19 protein-coding genes are annotated in these 19,897 nt (G+C 48.3%); 11 read left to right on the top strand and 8 right to left on the bottom strand.

Annotated features, from left to right (window positions below; genetic code table 11):
* Positions 1-24: 24 nt before the first annotated feature.
* Positions 25-237 carry a ribosome modulation factor gene (gene rmf / locus ACOJUN_RS24035; RefSeq protein ID WP_257281103.1) on the bottom strand — a complete coding sequence of 71 codons (213 nt, stop codon included), beginning with the start codon at positions 235-237 and terminating at the stop codon, positions 25-27.
* Positions 238-509: 272 nt separating this feature from the next.
* Here rmf and rlmKL point away from each other — a divergent pair, with 272 nt between their 5' ends.
* From rlmKL to ACOJUN_RS24015, 4 genes are all read left to right on the top strand, one after another.
* Positions 510-2,696, top strand: a complete 2,187-nt coding sequence (gene rlmKL, locus ACOJUN_RS24030) for a bifunctional 23S rRNA (guanine(2069)-N(7))-methyltransferase RlmK/23S rRNA (guanine(2445)-N(2))-methyltransferase RlmL (protein ID WP_422134367.1) — start codon at positions 510-512, stop codon at positions 2,694-2,696.
* Between the two features lie 832 nt (positions 2,697-3,528).
* Positions 3,529-4,038, top strand: a complete 510-nt coding sequence (locus ACOJUN_RS24025; protein WP_422134366.1) for a hypothetical protein — start codon at positions 3,529-3,531, stop codon at positions 4,036-4,038.
* Positions 4,039-4,115: 77 nt separating this feature from the next.
* The gene (locus ACOJUN_RS24020; protein ID WP_422134365.1) at positions 4,116-4,337 is read left to right on the top strand and encodes a hypothetical protein; all 222 of its coding nucleotides are present in this window, start codon (positions 4,116-4,118) and stop codon (positions 4,335-4,337) included.
* Positions 4,295-4,654 carry a hypothetical protein gene (locus ACOJUN_RS24015; protein ID WP_422137124.1) on the top strand — a complete coding sequence of 120 codons (360 nt, stop codon included), beginning with the start codon at positions 4,295-4,297 and terminating at the stop codon, positions 4,652-4,654. Before ACOJUN_RS24020 ends, ACOJUN_RS24015 begins: the two co-directional genes overlap by 43 nt.
* Positions 4,655-5,003: 349 nt before the next feature.
* Here ACOJUN_RS24015 and ACOJUN_RS24010 read toward each other — a convergent pair whose 3' ends face one another.
* The gene (locus ACOJUN_RS24010) at positions 5,004-5,375 is read right to left on the bottom strand and encodes a hypothetical protein (protein WP_422134364.1); all 372 of its coding nucleotides are present in this window, start codon (positions 5,373-5,375) and stop codon (positions 5,004-5,006) included.
* 180 nt (positions 5,376-5,555) lie between these two features.
* Between ACOJUN_RS24010 and ACOJUN_RS24005 the strand changes: the two genes are divergently transcribed.
* From ACOJUN_RS24005 to ACOJUN_RS23995, 3 genes are all read left to right on the top strand, one after another.
* Positions 5,556-6,800 (top strand): lipoprotein-releasing ABC transporter permease subunit, encoded by a 1,245-nt coding sequence (locus ACOJUN_RS24005; protein ID WP_422134363.1) that lies wholly within the window; start codon positions 5,556-5,558, stop codon positions 6,798-6,800.
* On the top strand, positions 6,793-7,488 hold the full coding sequence (locus tag ACOJUN_RS24000; protein WP_422134362.1) for an ABC transporter ATP-binding protein: 696 nt from the start codon (positions 6,793-6,795) through the stop codon (positions 7,486-7,488). The genes ACOJUN_RS24005 and ACOJUN_RS24000 overlap by 8 nt, the downstream gene beginning before the upstream one ends.
* 195 nt (positions 7,489-7,683) lie before the next feature.
* A complete protein-coding gene (locus ACOJUN_RS23995; protein ID WP_422134361.1) occupies positions 7,684-9,048 on the top strand; it encodes a leucyl aminopeptidase family protein in 1,365 nt (454 codons plus the stop codon).
* A gap of 302 nt (positions 9,049-9,350) precedes the next feature.
* On the opposite strand, the gene ACOJUN_RS23990 is transcribed toward ACOJUN_RS23995, so the two are convergent.
* The gene (locus ACOJUN_RS23990; RefSeq protein WP_422134360.1) at positions 9,351-9,977 is read right to left on the bottom strand and encodes a hypothetical protein; all 627 of its coding nucleotides are present in this window, start codon (positions 9,975-9,977) and stop codon (positions 9,351-9,353) included.
* Between the two features lie 200 nt (positions 9,978-10,177).
* Here ACOJUN_RS23990 and ACOJUN_RS23985 point away from each other — a divergent pair, with 200 nt between their 5' ends.
* From ACOJUN_RS23985 to ACOJUN_RS23975, 3 genes are all read left to right on the top strand, one after another.
* Positions 10,178-10,336 (top strand): hypothetical protein, encoded by a 159-nt coding sequence (locus ACOJUN_RS23985; RefSeq protein ID WP_422134359.1) that lies wholly within the window; start codon positions 10,178-10,180, stop codon positions 10,334-10,336.
* Between the two features lie 94 nt (positions 10,337-10,430).
* Positions 10,431-10,973 (top strand): hypothetical protein, encoded by a 543-nt coding sequence (locus tag ACOJUN_RS23980; protein ID WP_422134358.1) that lies wholly within the window; start codon positions 10,431-10,433, stop codon positions 10,971-10,973.
* Between the two features lie 9 nt (positions 10,974-10,982).
* Entirely contained in the window at positions 10,983-11,279 is a 297-nt protein-coding gene (locus tag ACOJUN_RS23975; RefSeq protein ID WP_422134357.1) for a DUF6482 family protein, read from the top strand.
* On the opposite strand, the gene ACOJUN_RS23970 is transcribed toward ACOJUN_RS23975, so the two are convergent.
* From ACOJUN_RS23970 to ACOJUN_RS23960, 3 genes are all read right to left on the bottom strand, one after another.
* Complete coding sequence (locus ACOJUN_RS23970) at positions 11,262-11,474, bottom strand: hypothetical protein (RefSeq protein WP_422134356.1); 213 nt, start codon at positions 11,472-11,474, stop codon at positions 11,262-11,264. The two genes, ACOJUN_RS23975 and ACOJUN_RS23970, sit on opposite strands and share 18 nt — an antisense overlap.
* A gap of 284 nt (positions 11,475-11,758) precedes the next feature.
* Positions 11,759-13,090 carry an acetyl-CoA hydrolase/transferase family protein gene (locus ACOJUN_RS23965; protein WP_422134355.1) on the bottom strand — a complete coding sequence of 444 codons (1,332 nt, stop codon included), beginning with the start codon at positions 13,088-13,090 and terminating at the stop codon, positions 11,759-11,761.
* 195 nt (positions 13,091-13,285) lie between these two features.
* Positions 13,286-14,332 carry a helix-turn-helix domain-containing protein gene (locus ACOJUN_RS23960; RefSeq protein ID WP_422134354.1) on the bottom strand — a complete coding sequence of 349 codons (1,047 nt, stop codon included), beginning with the start codon at positions 14,330-14,332 and terminating at the stop codon, positions 13,286-13,288.
* Between the two features lie 849 nt (positions 14,333-15,181).
* Here ACOJUN_RS23960 and sstT point away from each other — a divergent pair.
* Entirely contained in the window at positions 15,182-16,432 is a 1,251-nt protein-coding gene (gene sstT / locus ACOJUN_RS23955; protein ID WP_422134353.1) for a serine/threonine transporter SstT, read from the top strand.
* Between the two features lie 72 nt (positions 16,433-16,504).
* On the opposite strand, the gene katG is transcribed toward sstT, so the two are convergent.
* On the bottom strand, positions 16,505-18,685 hold the full coding sequence (gene katG / locus ACOJUN_RS23950; protein ID WP_422134352.1) for a catalase/peroxidase HPI: 2,181 nt from the start codon (positions 18,683-18,685) through the stop codon (positions 16,505-16,507).
* 503 nt (positions 18,686-19,188) lie between these two features.
* Positions 19,189-19,839, bottom strand: a complete 651-nt coding sequence (locus ACOJUN_RS23945) for a DJ-1/PfpI family protein (RefSeq protein WP_422134351.1) — start codon at positions 19,837-19,839, stop codon at positions 19,189-19,191.
* Positions 19,840-19,897 lie beyond the last annotated feature (58 nt).

Genomic DNA, 19,897 nt, shown 5'->3' with positions numbered 1-19,897 from the left:
TATGGGCTTTAACAATAGGGTAACTTATAGAAAGGAGGCATTACTGGCCCGTTGCAGGCCGGAAATGCCAATCAAGCCATCCCAGTTGTCTACGCGACCCTCGCGCCAGCCCGTTAGCCAGGCTTGGCGAAGTTGGGGGTCCGTATGTGGGCAGATATCCTTCGAACGTCCAGACGCACCTGTCCGATATCCTTTGGTAAAGGCTCTGTCTGTCATATCCCTTTTTTGTCTTTTCATCATGTGGTACTGCCTCTTGCTGATTCGTTTATCAATGCCTCCCTGGCACCCTGTTACAGCACTTGGAAAATTCCCTGATCCGGCCTGTTGTGATAACTCCGGAAGCCCACCAGGTTATATGCAAGTTACATGCAACGAGGGAACTGGGAAAAAACCAGAGAGCAAACGTACAGGGAAAGTCTACGGTTTAATTTCTAACGAAGTTTGAACAGGCTGTCGAGAAATCAATCCTAATAAGTATTGAGTTTTTAAATTTTTTTGGAATATAAGTTATGAATACGCCTCTTACAGAGCGTTCTCTGGAACTCTTCGCCAGCTGCCCCAAGGGGCTGGAAATTCTGCTGGCCAGAGAGTTGACGGATCTGGGTGCTGAATCTGTCCGGGAAACTGTCGCTGGTGTGAGTTTCAAGGGCAGTCTTGAGGTTGCTTATCGCAGTTGTCTCTGGTCCAGACTGGCAAGCCGGATTTTACTGCGGCTGGGTGAGATCCGATCCGAGAATAAAGACAGCCTGTATCAGGGTGTCAGAACGTTTGAGTGGGATGATCATCTCGACAACCAGAGCAGTTTTCGGGTCGACTTCAACGGCTCCACGCCAGATATTAATCACACCCGATTCGGTGCCCAGGTCGTTAAAGACGCCATCGTTGACCAGTTAAGAGATGACCATGGCTGGCGGCCCTCTGTCAATGCCACTAACCCCGATATAAGAGTCAATGTTCATGCCAGGGGAAAAACAGCGTTTGTGTCGATTGACCTGTCAGGTCAGAGTTTGCATCAACGGGGCTATCGTCAGGAATCAGGTGAAGCGCCTCTGAAGGAAAATCTGGCAGCGGCCATTCTGATAAGGGCTGGCTGGCCTGAAATGGCGGCACAGGGCAAACCGTTAATGGACCCCATGTGCGGCGCCGGTACTCTGTTAATAGAAGGTGCCATGATGGCGGCTGATATTGCCCCCGGTCTGCTCCGGACCCGTTTCGGTTTTGACCGTTGGATGGGGCATGTGCCAAAGGTGTGGATGAACGTGCTGGAGGAAGCCAGGGAGCGTCGGCAACAGGGGCTGGCTACCCTGAGTTCGGATATTACTGGCTTTGAAGGTCTGGGTTCTGTTGCTCATCGTGCCAAATCCAACCTGGAAAGGGTAGGGCTGTCGAAAAGGGTCAGGATACGACAGCAGGAGCTCAAGGATTTGGCGATGGATTCTGACGTAGATGCCGGATTGGTGGTTTGTAATCCTCCCTACGGTGAACGTATGGGCGATGAAGCCAGTCTGGTCTACCTCTACAAACATCTGGGTGAAAAGCTGAAGGAGCATTGCCCGGGTTGGCAAGCAGGCATATTCACTGGTACGCCCAGTCTGGTGAAAAATCTCGGAATGGGGCCAAGAAAGAGTTATTCACTCTTTAACGGTGCACTGCCCTGTAAGCTCTTTCTTTATGATATTCGCAGCCGTGAAGCGAGAGAGGCCGTTGCAGAAAAACAGGAACGGAATCAACCAGAGGCCAGAACGGTTACCTATATTTCTGAAGGGGCTAACATGTTTGCCAATCGTTTGAAGAAGAATTTCAGACAGATGAGCAAATGGGCCAGAAAAAACAACATTGACTGCTATCGCCTCTATGATGCCGACATGCCGGAATACGCTGTAGCGGTAGATGTGTATCGTGATTGGGTGCATGTTCAGGAGTATGCAGCGCCTAAATCCATCAACGAAGAAAAAGCTCAGGAGCGGTTAATCGAAGCTCTGGCAGTGACGCCTGAGGTGCTGAATATACCGGATGAAAATATTGTCCTCAAACGGCGTGAGCGGCAATCAGGTTCCAGTCAATATGTAAGACAAGACGAACAGAAACAGATGATGGAAGTTGAAGAGGGCGGATGTCGTTTATTGGTTAATCTGCATGATTATCTGGATACGGGTCTGTTTCTGGATCACCGACTGATGAGAATGAGACTGCAGAAAGAAGCGGCGGGCAAACGTTTCCTCAACCTGTTCTGTTATACCGCCACAGCAACCGTTCATGCCGCCATGGGGGGAGCCGTGTCTTCTACCAGTGTCGATCTTTCCAATACCTATCTCGACTGGGGTAAAAAGAATCTGGCCCTGAACGGTCTGAGCGAGCGGCGTCACCGAATGGAGCGGGAAGATTGCCTGAAATGGCTGGAAAAAGATATCAGCGAGTATGATCTGATTTTTATGGACCCTCCCACCTTCTCCAACTCCAGAAAGCTAAAAGATGTTTTTGATGTTCAGAGAGACCATTTCAGGTTAATTGAACTGGCAGTAAAGAGGCTGAGCAAGGGCGGTGTTCTCTATTTCTCAAACAATTTTAGAAAATTCAAACTGGATGAGCGTGTTGAGTCAGAATTTGTTGTCGAAGAGATCACCCGTCAAACCATTGATCGTGATTTTCAACGCCGAAAAGGTATTCATCGAAGCTGGAAGATTATGAAAAAGTAAATCGCACTGATATTTGGCAAAAACGCCGTGATCCCACAGTTTGCCTGAGATGGTTGGTAAAGGATATCAGTGAGTATGAGCTGATTTTTATGGACCTCCCCGCTTTTTCCAACTCTAGAAAACTTAAAGGTGTTTTTGATATTCAGGAAGATCATTTCAGGTTAATCAGGTGGTAGTAAATCAGAGCTATAATTTCCGGTACGATGCAGACGACAACAGGGTATGAGGCTTCATACCCTGACTGCCTGGTTAACTCATCAGTAGGTGAGAAGTATGAAGCTGATTTCCAGACTGGCAGGGTCAACGATTCTTGCGCTCGCGTTCGGAAGTGTTCACGCACTGGACAGGTATATTTACTTTATAAGAAATTATGATTCCGATCATAGCGTGTCCTACTCTTTCAGGGCTGGGTCAGACAGTTCTTGCATGTACGGGGTATATAATCCGAAGACTGACTCAATGCCACCCGATTACTTAAACATCAGCAAACTTGGCCTCCATTATAAGAATGTCATACTTACAGAATGTTCCACTGGCGATAAACCGCGATATCAGGATATCGTCATATCCCGGGACACCCCGCCCAAGGCAACCGCTGTCGTTAGGTGGCATATGCCAGCATGTGATGACAGCACATGTGAACCCTATGCCAAGACGAAATCTGATCCTGCCAACCTATTAAAGTGTCCCTTTGACCATTACGGACATAGCACTGATGTAATGCTCGTTGTGGGTCAGAATATGGCCGGTTCAGGTGGCAGTTGCAGGCACGACAATTTTCGTGAATGACATTGGAAGAGGTCACTCGTCAACTCATCAGTAGGAGAGAAGTATGAAGCTGATTTCCAGACTAGCGGGGTCAATGATTCTTGCACTTGCGTTCGGAAGTGTTCACGCACTGGATCAATTTATTTATTTTATAAGAAATTATGATTCCGATCATAGCGCGTCCTACTCTTTCAGGGCTGGGTCAGACAGTCATTGCATGTACGGGGTATATAATCCGAAGACTGACTCAATGCCTCCCCATTACTTAAACATCAGCAAACTTGGCCTACATTATAAGAGTGACGTGCGTACAGAATGTTACAAAAGTGAAAAACCGCGATATCAGGATATCGTCGTATCCCGGGATACCCCTCCCAAGGCAACCGCAGTCGTTAGATGGTATATGCCAACCTGTGACGGATGTGGACCCTATGCTGAGAAGAGATCTGATCCTGCCAACCTGGTAAAGTGTCCCTTCGATTATTACGGAGATACCATTGATGTAATGGTCGTTGTAGGTCAGGATGTGCCCGGTTCAGGTGGCAGTTGCAGGCACGACAATTTTCGGGAATGACAGCGTAACAGTTTATGGTTGACTTATAACTGAGGGCTCTCTGAAGGTGGTGTTCTCTGTTCTTCAAACCATTGATTTTGATTTTCAACGCCAAAGATGTGTTCGTCGAAGCGAGAAGATTATGTAAAAAGCCATCGGTAAAAGCCATCAGTATGCCAGCCAAGTATGCTATGGGTATGGCCCTGACATCAGGGAGCTTTTTTCTGATTCCTCTGGCTTCCCTGTTTGCCAGCGCTAAGGGGTTGGTTGCTTCTGGATTGTTGGTACTTATCCGGCTCAGGCGCTGGGGGAGCTTCTGATCAGTGGTCTTGGCCTGGCGATGGTGGCTCAGCTGGTGCCTGAGCGTATGCATGGTTTCATTATGGGGGCCTGGTTTCTGATGACTTCAGCAGCCTCTGCAGTGGCTGGTTATGTGGCGAGCTTGACCGCTGTTGATTCCGTTCAGTCGGCGACCGCACTGGTTACTCTGCCAATTTACAGCCATTTCTTCGAAGTTATGGGTGTGATTTCAGCAGTGGTTGCCCTGATCATGTTTCTGACGACACCTAAACTGAACAGGTTGATGAATCCGGTAGAAAAAAGTCAGGAGAAATTGGCAACGGCCAGATTGTTCTGACATTTTAGTGTTATGAAAAGGGGGCTGTTTAGGTGGAGTGCGGAAGATATTGTTAATCATTACCAAGGTTTTAGACAAACCTATTTTTCAATGAAAAGGAGAATAAAAAAGAAGCTTTGTTCTACAGTGCCATGATAAGACTGGTGATAAGTCTTCGATAACTGCTGAAGATAGTCAAAAAATTGTGTAAAACGATAGTGCATGATTATTGCTATCCATCTGGAAAGATTGATAAACCCACAAGATAAAAGCCAGACGAAATTGGCAATAGCCTGATTATGAAGACCTTTTGGTGTTATAAAAAGACGACTGTTTAAACACGGTCGCCTTTTTTGGTGGTTTGCTCTGCTCAGGGCTGTCTGACAGCCGAATCAGTGGCAACAGCGGTTGGCTCGGCTTTTTGGAAGTTGGGGTGAACAACTGCTCGCAGAACGGTTTTATCTTCAAAATATATGGTCATGTCCTGGTACTTCCACTTGGTAATTGCGGGTTTTCCAACCGTTTCAGATATTTCAGGTGCTCCCAGACGATCCTTGACGGACTCCATGCTTTGACCTCTTTCCGGCAACAGAACTGTACTGCGAAGTTCAGCCGACTGACTGCCAACGGGCACCGCAATGGTGTCACCGGTTTCTGCTGCAAAAGCATTCTGGTTGAAACTGACAAGACCCAATAAGGTCATGGATAGGGCTAATGACGGTATTGATAACAGATGTTTCATGACAGGCATACTTTCTCGCTACTTTCTTATTCTCATGGGTTGGCTGCAACAGCTCTGCAGCCCCGGTTATCGTTGTGGGAGACTGTCGCTTTTGCAAGGAAATGCAAACAGCCTTATTGTACCGGGCCGTTGGGGTTATAATAGCGAACTTCGCAACTATTGACGCCTCATAAATTTTAAATGTTCAGACCATTACCGTTTTTTGTCGGCCTCAGATATACCCGGGCCAAACGAAGGAATCACTTCATTTCCTTTATTTCACTCATGTCGATGGTTGGGCTGACCCTGGGGGTCTGTGTACTGATTATTGTCATGTCAGTCATGAACGGTTTTGACCGGGAACTGAAACAGCGCATTCTGGGTATGGTTCCCCATGCCACCATTACGTCAGCATCGGGCGGTATGCAAGACTGGCAGAATATTCTGGAACAGGTCTCCGGACAGGATGGGATTGTTGCTGCAGCTCCTTTTGTGGATGGTCAGGGGATGCTGACCAGTGGCAGCCAGGTTCGTGGGGCCATGGTTTACGGGATTGATCCGGCCTACGAAGAGCAGGTTTCAATTGTTAATCAGCATATGGAGCAGGGATCTCTCTACAACCTGAAACCCGGAAGGTTTGGCATAGTGCTGGGTGAAATCATGGCCCAGTCTCTGGGGGTCACAACCGGTGACAAGGTGACCATGGTTCTACCCGAGGCGAATGTGAACCTTGCCGGTGTTTTCCCCAGACTCAAGCGTTTCACTGTGGTCGGTATCTTTTCGGTAGGTGCTGAAGTGGACGGCAGTCTGGCTTATATCAACATTCAGGATGCTGCACGATTCATGAGAGTCCCTGAAGGTGTTGAAGGCATTCGGCTGAAAATGGAAAATCTGTTTGCTGCACCCAAACTGGCCTGGGATGTAGCTATTCAGCTGCCCGGTCGTTACTACGTGCAGGACTGGACTCGAACCCAGGGGCAACTGTTTCAGGCGATCCAGATGGAAAAAACCATGGTGGGCCTGCTGTTGACGTTGATTGTTGCGGTAGCGGCATTCAATATCGTCTCTACTCTGGTGATGGTGGTGACTGACAAGCAATCAGATATCGCTATTCTGAGAACACTGGGCGCCAGTCCGAAAACTATCATGGGTATCTTTATGGTACAGGGCTCTCTCATTGGTGTTGTGGGCACATTACTGGGGGTTGTACTCGGTATTATTGCTGCCTTGAACGTTTCTGAAATTATTTCAGCTCTTGAGTCCTCACTGGGTATCCAGTTCCTCAGTCCGGACGTTTATTTTATCAGTTATCTGCCTTCTGAATTGCAGTGGGGCGATGTTGCTGTCATCAGTATTGCAGGTCTGTCCATGAGTTTCCTGGCTACTCTGTATCCTGCCTGGAGAGCGTCTAAAACCCGGCCAGCAGAGGCACTTCGTTATGACTGAGTCCGTAAAAGTAATATTGGAGTGCAGGGCACTTGCCAAAAGTTTTGATGAAGGCCCTGAAAAGCTGGAAGTATTGAAAGACCTGAATCTGGTAGTCGCTCCCTCTGAAAGGTTAGCGGTGGTGGGCAGTTCCGGTTCAGGGAAGACGACATTACTGCAACTGCTGGCCGGACTGGATTGTCCTTCTTCCGGTGAAATCAGAGTCTGCGGCTATGATCTGTCGACGATGAAAGAGGCCCGGCAGAATGAGCTGAGAAATCGCCACCTCGGTTTTGTGTACCAGTTTCATCATCTGTTACCCGAGTTCACCGCCCTGGAAAATGTCTCTATGCCTTTGCTGCTAAGAAAGAAAATGCCCATCAGGCAGATTAAGGAGAGAGCAGAACGGCTTTTGGAGGCAGTGGGGTTGCTGGCAAGGGCCAAACATAAGCCCGCAGAATTATCCGGTGGCGAGCGTCAGCGTGTAGCCATTGCCAGAGCCCTGGTCGGCGAACCTGATCTGGTGTTTATGGATGAACCAACGGGTAACCTTGATCCTAACACTGCTGAAAAAGTGCACGGTTTAATGGCGACTCTCAGCAGAGAGTTCAAGACCAGTTTTATTGTGGTAACCCATGACATGAATCTTGCCAGGCAGATGGATCGAGTTTTTCGACTGGAGTCTGGCAGGTTGATTATGGATTCTTAAGCCTGCCGCAGCTCCAAAAACGCTATGCCCACTGGCATGGTTAATGTGGCTCTGATAGCATGGGGCAAACGGCAATATTGCGGTTTGCCCCATGCATCTGCTACCGCACAGGGTGTGCAGGCTGCCTCGATACTGAGTACCTTCTTTCGATATTGTTGTCTTTTAATTCCTTTTATTCCCAAATGGTAGAGACCTATGCTTTCCTATTTGCTGGCTGGTGACCACGGTATTCCTCTGACTCTGATTGAAACTTCAGATTATGATCGTTGGTTTGATGAGCAGTCAGAGCCTCTTCAGAACTGGCTGACCTGCACAGACTACAAAGGAAAAGGCATCAGTCTGATCCCCGGTGAAGAAGGTGTCATGGGGCAGGTCATTGTGGGGGTTGAAGATCTCTCCAGTCACTTTATCTGCGGTGATCTGGTCAATCAGCTGCCAGCCGGAGACTACAAACTTCAGGGGGATGAAAACCTGCTCAAACTGGCTGCATTCAGCTGGGGACTGGGTGCCTATCAGTTTAACCGCTACAAAAAAACTGATCAGAAAGAGTGTCCAAGGTTGATTCTGCCGAGCCAGGCTCAGGTTGAAGAAGCTGAAAAGTATGTTAAAGCGGTGGCTAGCGTTCGTGATCTGGTAAACACCCCGGCAGGTGATATGATGCCTGAGCATTTGGGCGAGGCAGTGGCAAAGCTGGCTGAAGAGTTCGGTGGCAAAGTCAGTCAGATTGTAGGTGATGAGCTGTTGGCCCAAAATTACCCCACCATTCATGCGGTAGGCCGTGCCAGTAGCCATGCGCCACGACTTATCGATATGACCTGGGGTGACGAGAAGCATCCATTGATTACTCTGGTGGGTAAGGGCGTCTGCTTCGACAGTGGTGGTCTGGACATGAAAGGCTCAGCGGGTATGCGCTTGATGAAAAAAGATATGGGCGGTGCCGCTCACGTCATTGGACTGGCGCGTTTGATTATGGACTTCAATCTGCCTGTTCGTCTGAGAATGCTGATTCCAGCCGTAGAAAATGCGGTTGCCGGCAATGCCCTGCGTCCCGGCGATGTTGTGAAAACCCGCCAGGGTCTGACAGTAGAAATTCACAACACCGATGCAGAAGGTCGTCTGGTTTTGTGTGAGGCTCTGACCGAGGCCAGTGCCGAAAATCCTGAAATGATTGTCGATTTCGCCACGCTGACTGGCGCCTGCCGTATAGCCCTGGGTACTGAAGTGGGTGGCTTTTATACCGACGATACGGCTTTGGCGTGTGAACTGATGCAGGCAGGTGATAAAACGGAGGACCCGGTCTGGCGCCTGCCGTTGCACAAGGGCTACAAATACATGCTTAAAAGCGAAATCGCTGACATGACCAACTGTGCCAGGGAGCCTTATGGGGGTTCTATTACTGCGGCACTCTACCTGCAGGATTTTGTCGGCAAGGACATTCCCTGGGTTCACTTTGATATCATGGCCTGGAATATTCGTAATCAGCCAGGTCGTCCTGTAGGTGGAGAAGCTTTCGGGGTTCGTGCCATGTTTGAAGTACTGCTGGATCGCTACGGCCATTAATCTGACTGTTTGTCCCGTCCTGCAATCAATTGATTCAGGACGGGATAGCGGACGAGGTAATCTGTATTTTTGCAAGGCGAGGCTATCTGCCAGGCTGCCTTCTGCCAGCAGGCGATCAGTAGGAACCCTTCCAGACTGCCTCCCGGAGAATAAGCAACAAGATACAGTGCGCTAGCCCCTGACTTTGGCACGGGTTGCCCGGCCAGGGCGACGCCCGGCAGTGCCCAGGCAACAATCTTCGATAAGCAGGTGTGGCAAGATCGATCATGTTATTGCTTCTGTCAGGTGCTCAATCGTTCATTCTACAAGTCAATTTCTTCTGAGCGTATAGATTTCTGGAATGCTAATTTATCTGTATTTAACCAAGCTGTTGATTCACAATTCCATCCCGGAATACAAAAATCTTCTGTGCAATGCACAGCATCAAACTCGGTAGCTACTCGTTCCCAGTCGATATAATCATCATTTTCTGCATGGGGGAAGTTTTTCACTAAATTTTCATATTTTTCAAAGGAATCAATCTTTAATATTTTTGCCGTTTCTGAAACTTTAAACTGAGCAGCATCGTTTCCTAACCAGAATCTCAAACTATTTTCTCTACACCACTCTATCCAGGCAGTTGTACTTTTACTGCTTGTGGCGTCTTTTTTTAGAGTGGAGGTCCAAAAAGCATTATCAGGTTTATCTGATGGTATTCTCAGCCACAATGGGATTGCGTTATTTTTAGTGATAGAAGAACTAAGTATGTGTCCGTTTTTTACTTTTGCCACTTTTCTGGTGGTGATTAATCTTTGCAAATCAAAGTATTCATTACCTCTGGGTATAAACACCTGAGATGAATGATAATCTTCAGACGTCGTAACTTGACTGGTTGCAGCACAGGTTTGAAAGTTTGTTGACCCAAAGGGCTGGATAGGGGCTGAATTCACAGTATATTCCTTTCATGTTTTCTTTCTAGAGTGCTCATTCATCATAAAGTTCATAACAATCTTGTTAGCGCATCTAACGTATGCTTCCAGTTCGTTCAGGTGCTTCGCCTTCATCACCCGACGCCCCTCTGGCTCAGGTTTGAATTGAGCGTTGAATTTGAAACCAGTGTAAGAATGAAGACGATCGTGCTATAACCCCAATGTCTGAGCCCATCACGCAAAGTAAATACCAAATCTTTGTACCTTTAACTGAGTCGGTAAAACTGGAAATTGTCATGGTCTGGCGAAAAAAAGTGACCTCTCTGGCCGACCGAACCTTCAGGGAGTTTGTCAAGGAAAGGTGCGCCAAAAAGCCCTGATGCTTTCTAAGTGATCCAAATTCGCCAATCATCCGTAATAGCTCTAATATTGAGTTTTGAGACCTTACTTAATCACCGCAAGAAGGTGTTTTGTATGTTAAGAGTACTCTATCGTCTGCCTGACCTCGCCTTCGCCCAAAAGCTGAACGACCTTGCCGAAGCTGAAGGGGTCTCTCACAATCGAATCCACATCGCTCACAAAGATCATCTGGCGACGCAGAAAAAGCATTTGAATGATCTGTCCTTTATCGAAGAATACGACACGGTTCGTTCAGGTGAGAGAGGTTTTCTCATTGGTATCCTGCTGACAGTGCTGACCGGCCTTGCGGTCCATGAATTAATGGCGGCGCATCCGGTTGCCCCGGTGGTCACTTTTTTCGCATGCATGGTGGTACTGGGTTACTCGACTTGGCTGGGGGGGTTGATCGGCGCTTCCAGTGACAACTTCAGGCTCCAGCCTTTCCATGATCACCTTGAACAGGGTGGCTCTGTAGTCATGCTGGATGTTGAATCCAATTCTGTTTCTAAACTGATGCGCGTCATCGCAATTCACATTCCTGAGGCGGAACCGGCTGGCAGTAGCCAAAGGCTGGACAACCCCTTCATGGGATCCTGGTTACTCAGAAAACATTCGTGAGGCAAGGTTATGAATCTGAAAACACTGACTGCCGTTGTTCGCCAAAAGCAGACACATCTGGAGCTGATTTCGGCTGAAGGTGACATCTATTTGTGCCGGATTAACGACAGGGAATGGCTTACCGAGCGTGCAGAAAATAAGCCCAAAGTCTTTCACAGCATTTTCGAGGCCAAATACACTTTAGGCAAGGATCTGTCGGATCAACTGGATATGGTGATGTTTTCAGCCTATGACGAAATGATCAGCTCAGGCGATTCCGGTGAAGGTAAAACTATCCGTCATGGGCTTTTAAAAATTGATCGATAGCCCGACACCATTGATCGCTTGATCGATCAGGCAACAGGTTCTGATCTCGTAAGTTGAGTCTGAATTCCACAACTGAGCGCCATTCCGTGGAGCCGGGATCAGGGCCGTGTCCCATGCCATCGCCTGTGGGTACTCTCGACTCTGCATACTCATACCAGCTTTCGGTACACATCGACTTTTCTTCTGGTCGACCATGATAAGAACACCCCGTCAGAAACAAGCCGATGACTAGCCCTGCCAGAAGATTGTGAGACTGCATCGCCTGCCCTCCTCCGTTTATTGAATCCCCGCTAAAAACCCCGTAATCATCACCGAGGACGTGAAGGCGGGGATCTGAGCCAGGCTTGCAAAGCAAGCCTCTGGAGCTATTCTACAATGGTCGTCTCTTCAGAGACGATAGCATTCTCCAATTTAAAAGCCTAAGCATCGATCGACCTTTGCAGAATTAATCAAGGTTCGCAGAAGAGAAAATGTCCGTTTTAGTCGATCAGACCTGCTTCACGTGCCTGGGCAGTGAGGGGCTCGCGGAAATCCGGATGAGAGATGGCAATCAGGGCTGCAGTACGGTCTTTGAGGGGTTTGTTGTGCACGTCGGCAACACCGTACTCTGTGACAATGAACATAGCGTCACTGCGTGGTGTGGTCACCGGTGTTCCGGCGGGCAGGGTCAGTTGAATGCGGGATTCCAGGCCGTTTTTGCCTTTGAAGACAGACGACAGGGCGATAAAGGACTTACCACCTTTGGACATGCCAGCGCCGCGAACAAAATCAAGCTGACCACCTGTGCATGAAATCTGGTTCAGACCAACACCTTCAGCCGCAATCTGGCCGGTCAGGTCGCACATCAAAGCTCCGTTGATGGAAATGAAATTATCCTGTTTAGCTATTTCTTCCGGCCTGTTCAGCGTTGACAGGGGCATGACATGGGTGTCGTCGTTGTTATCCAGAAAATCCAGAAGGTCCCGACTTCCTACAGCCAGTCCGTAAACCAGTTTGTTTTTGTCAATGGTTTTATTGCTGTTATCAATAGCGCCAATTTTAATCAGGTGCAGCAGGGAGTCTGTCATCATTTCCGAATGCACGCCCAGATTCTTTTTGTTTTCCAAACCATAGGCAACCGCATCTGAGAGTCCGCCAAAACCGATCTGAATGGTGTCTCCATCATTAATGTAAGGCAGAATGTGGCTCGCAATACTCTGTTCCAGTTCGCTTGGCTGGGCCTGTGGCGCGAAGGGCAGTTCGTGATTGCATTCAACCAGTTTGTCAATCTGGTCTACATGAACAAAGTTACTTTCACCTTTAAGATAGGGTACCTGGTCGTTAACAACCACGATCACCTTTTCGGCATTTTCGACCACGCTGTCGCCTAACAGGGCACCGATATGACCCAGACTCATAAAGCCATTTTCATCAGGTCGGGAAACTTCCATCAACAGAACATTCGGCTTCATGATGTTTTTCATAAAGCTCTGCGTCTGGGAAAAATGCACAGAATTAATCTTTATATTGCCATGAGGTCCCAGAAATTTTCTCTCCAGTGGCCCGGTAAATAAACAGTTGTAATTGATGTGGCCTTTAAATTCTGCCTTGAGAAAATCAAAAGGAAACATTAATAGTGCGCCGAACAATTCAACGTCTTTCAATTCATCTTTACGATGACAAAGCTGTTTAAGAACCGGGATAGCAACACCATTGGCACCACCAATCCAAACCCTGTCCCCGGACTGGATTTCATTTGCCGCACTTTCCAGGGGTGACCATTTACGATCGTAGGTTGATTGCCAGTTTTTGATATCAAATTGAGCAGTCATAGTGACTCCTTTTTTATTTGCACAGAGTGACCCGCCCCGAAAATATCTGTAACTCAGGGTCTTGTCTGGTAACGTTGAGGTCTTCACTTTACATCAATGTTCCATCAAAAACTTGGCAGAGTGCGCCATGTACTTGTTTGTTACCGACTGTCAATAAAGGGTTTGATTTGAGCCATATTTCGTACCGTTTTATTTTTAAACGTTGAAGGATTGGACATTGTGGTACTTCCTTGGCGACAAACCTGTCCAGCTTTTAAACGCTCTGGAAAAACTGCTCAAATCGCCAAACCCTAACTCATAGGCGACAGTGGAAAGGGGCGTATCGCCGGACTCAATCAGGGCAATCGCTTTTTCATGGCGTATTTTGTTAACCAGTTCCCGGTAACTCAGCCCCAGCTCTGTCAGTTTTCTCTGGAATGTACGACTGCTCATATTCATCAGGCTTGCCATTTCACCAGTCGTTGGCGGTATAAGCGGGCTCAACTCCAGGAGTGAGCGACTGACTTTTAAAACAAGGTTGCTTTTTTCGATCATTAACAGCTTTTTCTGAACCAGTGATTCATTTGCCTGAAGCAGCTCTGGGTCAGAGGTGCGCAGAGGCTGATCCAGTGCATCAACACTGAATTCTATGCGAAACTGAGACATGGAGAATTTCAGAGTACTTTCCAATTTCCCCTCAAGTCTTTTGTGGTATGTCGGTTGTTCAAATGGCAGGTGTATCGTGATTTTGGCTTCATTGTCCCAGCGTATTACCCTGGTAACAGCTGAAATCAGGGCCATCATGCCATGTGTGGTCAGGTTGACCTGTTTATCGAGAGCGTCACTGTCAATTAATAATAATGTGGCTGTCCCGGCTTTTTCATTGAAGATGATTCGGGTAGTTGTCGTGACCAATGATTGATACATCTCCAGTTTTTCAATTCGTTGCCTGAGTGATGCAGCACTCCATAAGACGATACCCAGCGACTTGATATCAAGCGGTTGGAGTGAAAGCCCCAGATCGACCGGTAACAGCGGGTTATCAGTTTGCTCCACGGCCCAGTAGAGCAGCCTGCGAGCGCCATCAACCGGGACTGGCCTGTCGCAGTATGACCAGCTTTCAAGAGGAATATTGAAATGCTCGGGAGGTAATGGATCCACCCCATGTTTCTGTAATTGCAGATTAATCAGGTCAAACCAGCGTCCACTGACCGTTCCGCGGTATTTATTAATCACTTCCGATGATGAATCGTTAAAAGACATTTTACGGTACATAAATTTCCGGTTCGTTGAAGAGGTGTGCTGGTAAACGTGCAAACTTGATGGATTAAACTTTCAACCTGGTCTGGGGGGCGACTGGCAGTCCAGCGACGAAAGGCGCATGAAGTTCCGGCGTGTTTGCCATTGTGGTAATGTTTGCATCACTGTCGTTCGGCACTTTTAATGCCTGTTTCAGATTATACCGCTCAAAAAGAGACTTGAAACGGATACTTTCGTGATTCAAACAACGAGCTAACTTCCTTTGGCTGTGATTGCTTTTTCGGCAGAAGACAGTGTCAGAGAGCGAATATACCTATTGTTCATGTGATTTACTGATTAATGTCTCGAGGGAAACCCTTCCCATTACCGTTCAATCCACAATGACGTGTCATCCCGGACTCTCTATCCTCACTGCTGAGTTCAATAAATGAACAGGAAAAAAGCTTTAAAGGCCAATAAACGATGGGTAAAGCTGATTTTTATCCCACGCATAAAGATCAACAGGGTCAGGGGCAAAGTGACTCAATGCCTCCACTGAAATGACCACTGAGCCAGCTGGCGGAAAAGTAATAGTGAACTTACTCTGTAGAATAACGGTCTAAATATATAACTTATATCAATAATGCAGAGGGCCTGATCCATTAGTTTTGGGCACTTGATTTGTGTGAACTGCTTATAAAATGATCGCCCGATAGGTGATTTCCGTTATATCCAGGGGCCTTTCAGACGAGGGGAATGGTACGGAAAGATTGATGAGCAAACAGCCAAAAGCCGGGAGCTCAGCCTTTCCCCGATCGTCAACTGATTGTCTGAAAGGGCGTCAATTTCATTATAAATAAAGTGGGGTATGGTATGGGTGAAACTCAATCTCTATTCGAACGCATGGCCAGCACGAGCCTGGTTCTGAGGATAATCGCAGGTATTGTAATGGGGGCAGGCCTTGGGGTCGTCGCTCCTGATACCGCTATCTCTTTCTCTTTGCTGGGTTCTCTGTTCGTTGGTTCCCTCAAAGCAATAGCACCTGTTCTGGTCTTTGTACTAGTGGTGGCTTCTATTGCCAACCAGAAGAAAGGTCAGCACACCAACATGAGGCCCATCATCAGCCTCTACCTGATCGGCACCCTGGCGGCCTCTCTGACGGCCGTTGCCATGAGCTTTGCTTTTCCGGTTACTCTCACTCTGGTCACTAATGAAGCCAGTGCCAACCCGCCCCAGGGCATTGGTGAAGTTCTGAACACCCTGTTGTTCAACATTGTCCAGAATCCCGTTGAAGCTCTGATGACCGGTAATTTTATCGGTATTCTGACATGGGCTATCGCACTGGGGCTTGCTCTGCATCGTGCTTCTGATAGCACCAAGCGTTTTATTCATGACCTTTCCGATGCGGTATCCAACGTCGTCCGGTTTGTTATCCAGCTGGCACCTTTTGGTATCTTCGGTCTGGTCGCCAACACCATAGCCCAGACTGGTTTCTCTGCTCTGGCTGAGTACGGGCAGCTGTTGATGGTTCTGATCGGTTGTATGCTGATTATTGCGCTGGTCGTGAACCCGCTGATCGTGTTCGCCAAACTCAGGCGCAACCCATACCCACTGATTTTCCAATGCCTGCGTGAAAGTGGTGTAACCGCATTTTTCACCCGTAGCTCCGCCGCTAACATTCCAGTGAACATGGAGCTTTGCAAAAAGTTGAACCTGCATGAGGATACATACTCTGTATCCATTCCTCTGGGAGCGACCATCAACATGGCGGGCGCTGCCATCACCATCACTGTAATGACTCTTGCTGCTGTCAATACTCTGGGTATCCAGGTGGACATGCCAACGGCTCTGATTCTGAGTCTGATTGCTGCTGTGTCTGCCTGCGGCGCCTCAGGTGTGGCAGGTGGCTCTTTGCTGCTGATTCCTCTGGCTTGCAGCCTGTTCGGCATCTCTGCTGATGTGGCTATGCAGGTTGTTGCCGTTGGTTTTATCATCGGTGTTATCCAGGATTCTGCTGAAACGGCATTGAACAGTTCAACCGACGTTTTGTTTACTGCTGCAGCCTGTATCTCTGCTGAAGAGAATGGTCAGGCTGTCGATGTCATCCGGCAAGCTAATGCCTGAGACTGAAGTATTTTTCAGTACTTAAAAAAAACCGCCAGCTGATTCTGGCGGTTTTTGTATTGGTTGAAGCAATCAGGAATCCCTGAGGTCGAACCGGTCAAGATCCATCACTTTCAGCCAGGCGGCAGCGAAGTCGTGAACAAACTTCTCACCGGCGTCGTCCGAACCATAGACTTCGGCTACTGCACGGAGTTCGGAGTTTGAACCAAAAATCAGATCTACCCGGGTTGCGCTCCACTGACTGGCCCCGGTTTTACGATCGTGTCCTTCAAAAATATTTTCATCCACCGATGTAGCTTTCCACTCAGTGTCCATATTCAGCAGATTGATAAAGAAATCATTGCTCAGGGCATCTGATTTAGAGGTGAAAACCCCATGCTGACTCTGGTCACTGTTGGTATTCAGAACACGCATGCCACCAACAAGTACCGTCATTTCAGGGATAGTCAGGGTCAACAGCTGAGCCTTGTCGATTAAAAGTGCTTCCGCAGGAACATCCATAGTATTTTTTTGATAGTTTCTGAAGCCGTCCGCTAGAGGCTCCAGTAGCCGGAAGCTCTGAACATCCGTTTGCTGCTGTAAAGCATCCATACGACCAGGGTTGAATTTCAGGTCAATAGTGTAGCCTGCATTTTTAGCAGACTGTTCAACAGCGGCACAACCACCCAGGACAATCAGGTCGGCCAGGGAAATCTTTTTGTTACCTGATTGAGAACCATTGAACGCTTGCTGGATATCTTCAAGCTGCTGCAGAACGCGAGTAAGTTGTTCTGGCCTGTTGACCTCCCAACTTTTCTGGGGCTCCAGCCGGATTCTGGCGCCATTGGCGCCACCACGCATATCCGAGCCTCTGAAGGTTGAGGCAGAAGCCCAGGCGGTTGATACCAGTTCACTGATTGAGAGAGTAGAACCCAGAATCTGTTGCTTGAGCGCAGCCTGATCCTCCCTATTGATCAGTTCATGATCAACAGAAGGAATGGGGTCTTGCCAGATCATTACTTCGCTGGGCACTTCCGGACCCAGGTAGCGTGAAATGGGTCCCATGTCCCGATGAGTCAGCTTAAACCAGGCTCGGGCAAAGGCATCGGCAAACTGATCCGGATGTTCATAAAAGTTTCTGGATATCTTTTCATAAGCTGCGTCAAAACGAAGTGACAGATCGGTAGTCAGCATGGTGGGCTGATGACGTTTTGTTGGATCATGGGCATCAGGAATAGTGTCTTCACTGTCTTTGGCCACCCATTGATAGGCTCCGGCCGGACTTTTGGTTAGTTCCCATTCGTGTTGGAACAGATTTTCAAAATACAGGTTGCTCCACTGGGTTGGCTGGCTGGTCCAGGTCACTTCCGGACCACCCGTAATGGTATCGCCGGCTTTTCCAGATCCATGGCTGCTGCTCCATCCCAGTCCCTGCTCGGTTATGTCTGCTGCTTCGGGTTCAGGACCGACCAGAGATGGGTCACCCGCCCCGTGACACTTGCCAAAAGTATGGCCACCTGCAATCAGGGCAACGGTCTCCTCATCGTCCATCGCCATGCGTGCAAAAGTACTCCGGATTTCCATAGCAGCAGCTTTTGGGTCAGGATTGCCATTAGGACCTTCGGGGTTAACATAGATCAGGCCCATCTCGACGGCGGCCAGTGGCTTTTCCAGATTACGTTCACCGATGTGGCGCTCGTCTCCCAGCCAGGTTTTCTCGTTGCCCCAGTAAATATCTTTTTCTGATTCCCAGATATCTACTCGCCCGCCGGCAAAGCCAAAGGTTTTAAAGCCCATTGTTTCCAGAGCCACATTACCTGTCAGAATCAGCAGGTCAGCCCAGGACAGTTTTCGGCCGTATTTCTGTTTAACAGGCCAGAGCAAACGACGGGCCTTGTCGAGATTGGCATTATCTGGCCAACTGTTAAGGGGGGCAAAACGCTGGCTACCCGTTCCTGCACCACCACGGCCATCAAGATTGCGATAGGTTCCGGCACTGTGCCAGGCCATCCGGACAAAGAGAGGACCATAATGACCAAAGTCGGCGGGCCACCAGGACTGGGAGTCGGTCATCAGTGATGTGAGGTCGGTCTTGACCGCCCCGAAATCCAGGCTGTTGAACTCAGCCGCATAATCGAAATGCGCACCCATCGGGTTTGAAGCACCACCGTGTTGACGCAGAATTTCCAGATTTAATCGATTGGGCCACCAATCCTGGTTGGAAGTACCACTGCCAGCGGCATGATGCATAATCGGACATTGATTAACAGACATACAAAGCCTCCGATTCGTTCCTGTAGAAACGCAGAACAAACTTCTTAAGGTCAAGGTAGCCGCTCAGAAAGTGTCAGAGAGGTCGCCTGACTAGGAGCCTGACCGAGAATAGACTGCCCTACTGCGGTGGCAGCAAATTGGTCTGAAAATCCGCTTTTGTTCGTCAAATAGCTCGCTATTCTCCTCACAAAACCGAATTTTCATCCTCAATTTTCTGCCGTCCTCGCTACGGGCGCTATTCTCGGTCAGGCTCCTAGGACGAGGCCACCCAGATGCAGTCGGACTTAAGTCAAAAGGATCGGATGATTGTGAAGTTTAAGAGCCATTGGCTGTGTAAGCAAATGAAACAGTGACTTCATTTGAGTAAGGTTTTAGTCTCAGTCAATCACTGCTTCAATAAGTTCCGGATCAATGATCAAAGTCCCTGAGCAAGCTGAACTGACCGAGGCATGAAACTTTGCGATCAAACGACCAGATGGTTTTGCATCGAAGCCCGTAAGTACTCAACCATAGGAAATCATATTTTCTGACTCATTGCTCAGGTGCTCGCGGCAACTGCTCCTGCGTTGCTCTGGCTCCTGCATCCATACAAAGTCCATCTGTCTTGCAGTTTTCTCAGCAAGTTCCTGACTGTGCAGTAAACTCACCAGAGAAAGACTCATATCGATTCCGGCGGTAATACCGGCTGATGTCATGATAGAGCCGTCTTTTACCCAGCGCTGGTCTGAGACCACATCCAGTTTTGGATAATGTTGCCTGAGGTCAGGAATATCTTCCCAGTGCGTAGTGACTTTCTGATCGGTCAGAATACCCGCTTCGGCCAGGATAAAAGCGCCAGTACAAACGGATGTTGTCATGTGTGCACTGGCTGAAAAAGTACGTAGCCAGTCCAGTACCTGAGGCTTTTTCAATTCAGCATGATGGACACCGCCAACCACCATCAGTAAGTCAACAGGGGGGTGATTGTAGAACCCATAGTCAGGGTTCACGCTGTATCCGGCTCGGGCAGTAACGGTTTCACCAGTCTCTCCTATCAGAAAGACATTAAAAGGCTCGCCGTCTGCACAGACCCGGCTGGCTGTTGAAAACACTTCATAAGGACCGGAAAAATCCAGTACTTCTGCATTGTCGTATATATAGATGGCAATGTTCATGGATTCTTATTCTTGATTTGAGTGCTATTCAGTTTCTCGAATATAAAGAGACCCGGCC

The organism is Endozoicomonas sp. ALD040, assembly GCF_049275945.1.
GTDB lineage: Bacteria > Pseudomonadota > Gammaproteobacteria > Pseudomonadales > Endozoicomonadaceae > Endozoicomonas_A.
The sequence above is the reverse complement of the archived record's forward strand: the minus strand, read 5'-3'. Positions and strand labels throughout refer to the sequence as shown.

Excerpts from the sequence above, each read along its gene's own strand:
- rmf (WP_257281103.1), bottom strand. The coding sequence starts at position 237 with ATGAAAAGACAAAAAAGGGATATGACAGACAGAGCCTTTACCAAAGGA.
- rlmKL (WP_422134367.1), top strand. The coding sequence starts at position 510 with ATGAATACGCCTCTTACAGAGCGTTCTCTGGAACTCTTCGCCAGCTGC.
- ACOJUN_RS24025 (WP_422134366.1), top strand. The coding sequence starts at position 3,529 with ATGAAGCTGATTTCCAGACTAGCGGGGTCAATGATTCTTGCACTTGCG.
- ACOJUN_RS24010 (WP_422134364.1), bottom strand. The coding sequence starts at position 5,375 with ATGAAACATCTGTTATCAATACCGTCATTAGCCCTATCCATGACCTTA.
- ACOJUN_RS24005 (WP_422134363.1), top strand. The coding sequence starts at position 5,556 with ATGTTCAGACCATTACCGTTTTTTGTCGGCCTCAGATATACCCGGGCC.
- ACOJUN_RS24000 (WP_422134362.1), top strand. The coding sequence starts at position 6,793 with ATGACTGAGTCCGTAAAAGTAATATTGGAGTGCAGGGCACTTGCCAAA.
- ACOJUN_RS23995 (WP_422134361.1), top strand. The coding sequence starts at position 7,684 with ATGCTTTCCTATTTGCTGGCTGGTGACCACGGTATTCCTCTGACTCTG.
- ACOJUN_RS23985 (WP_422134359.1), top strand. The coding sequence starts at position 10,178 with ATGTCTGAGCCCATCACGCAAAGTAAATACCAAATCTTTGTACCTTTA.
- ACOJUN_RS23980 (WP_422134358.1), top strand. The coding sequence starts at position 10,431 with ATGTTAAGAGTACTCTATCGTCTGCCTGACCTCGCCTTCGCCCAAAAG.
- ACOJUN_RS23975 (WP_422134357.1), top strand. The coding sequence starts at position 10,983 with ATGAATCTGAAAACACTGACTGCCGTTGTTCGCCAAAAGCAGACACAT.
- ACOJUN_RS23970 (WP_422134356.1), bottom strand. The coding sequence starts at position 11,474 with ATGGTCGACCAGAAGAAAAGTCGATGTGTACCGAAAGCTGGTATGAGT.
- ACOJUN_RS23965 (WP_422134355.1), bottom strand. The coding sequence starts at position 13,090 with ATGACTGCTCAATTTGATATCAAAAACTGGCAATCAACCTACGATCGT.
- ACOJUN_RS23960 (WP_422134354.1), bottom strand. The coding sequence starts at position 14,332 with ATGTCTTTTAACGATTCATCATCGGAAGTGATTAATAAATACCGCGGA.
- sstT (WP_422134353.1), top strand. The coding sequence starts at position 15,182 with ATGGGTGAAACTCAATCTCTATTCGAACGCATGGCCAGCACGAGCCTG.
- katG (WP_422134352.1), bottom strand. The coding sequence starts at position 18,685 with ATGTCTGTTAATCAATGTCCGATTATGCATCATGCCGCTGGCAGTGGT.
- ACOJUN_RS23945 (WP_422134351.1), bottom strand. The coding sequence starts at position 19,839 with ATGAACATTGCCATCTATATATACGACAATGCAGAAGTACTGGATTTT.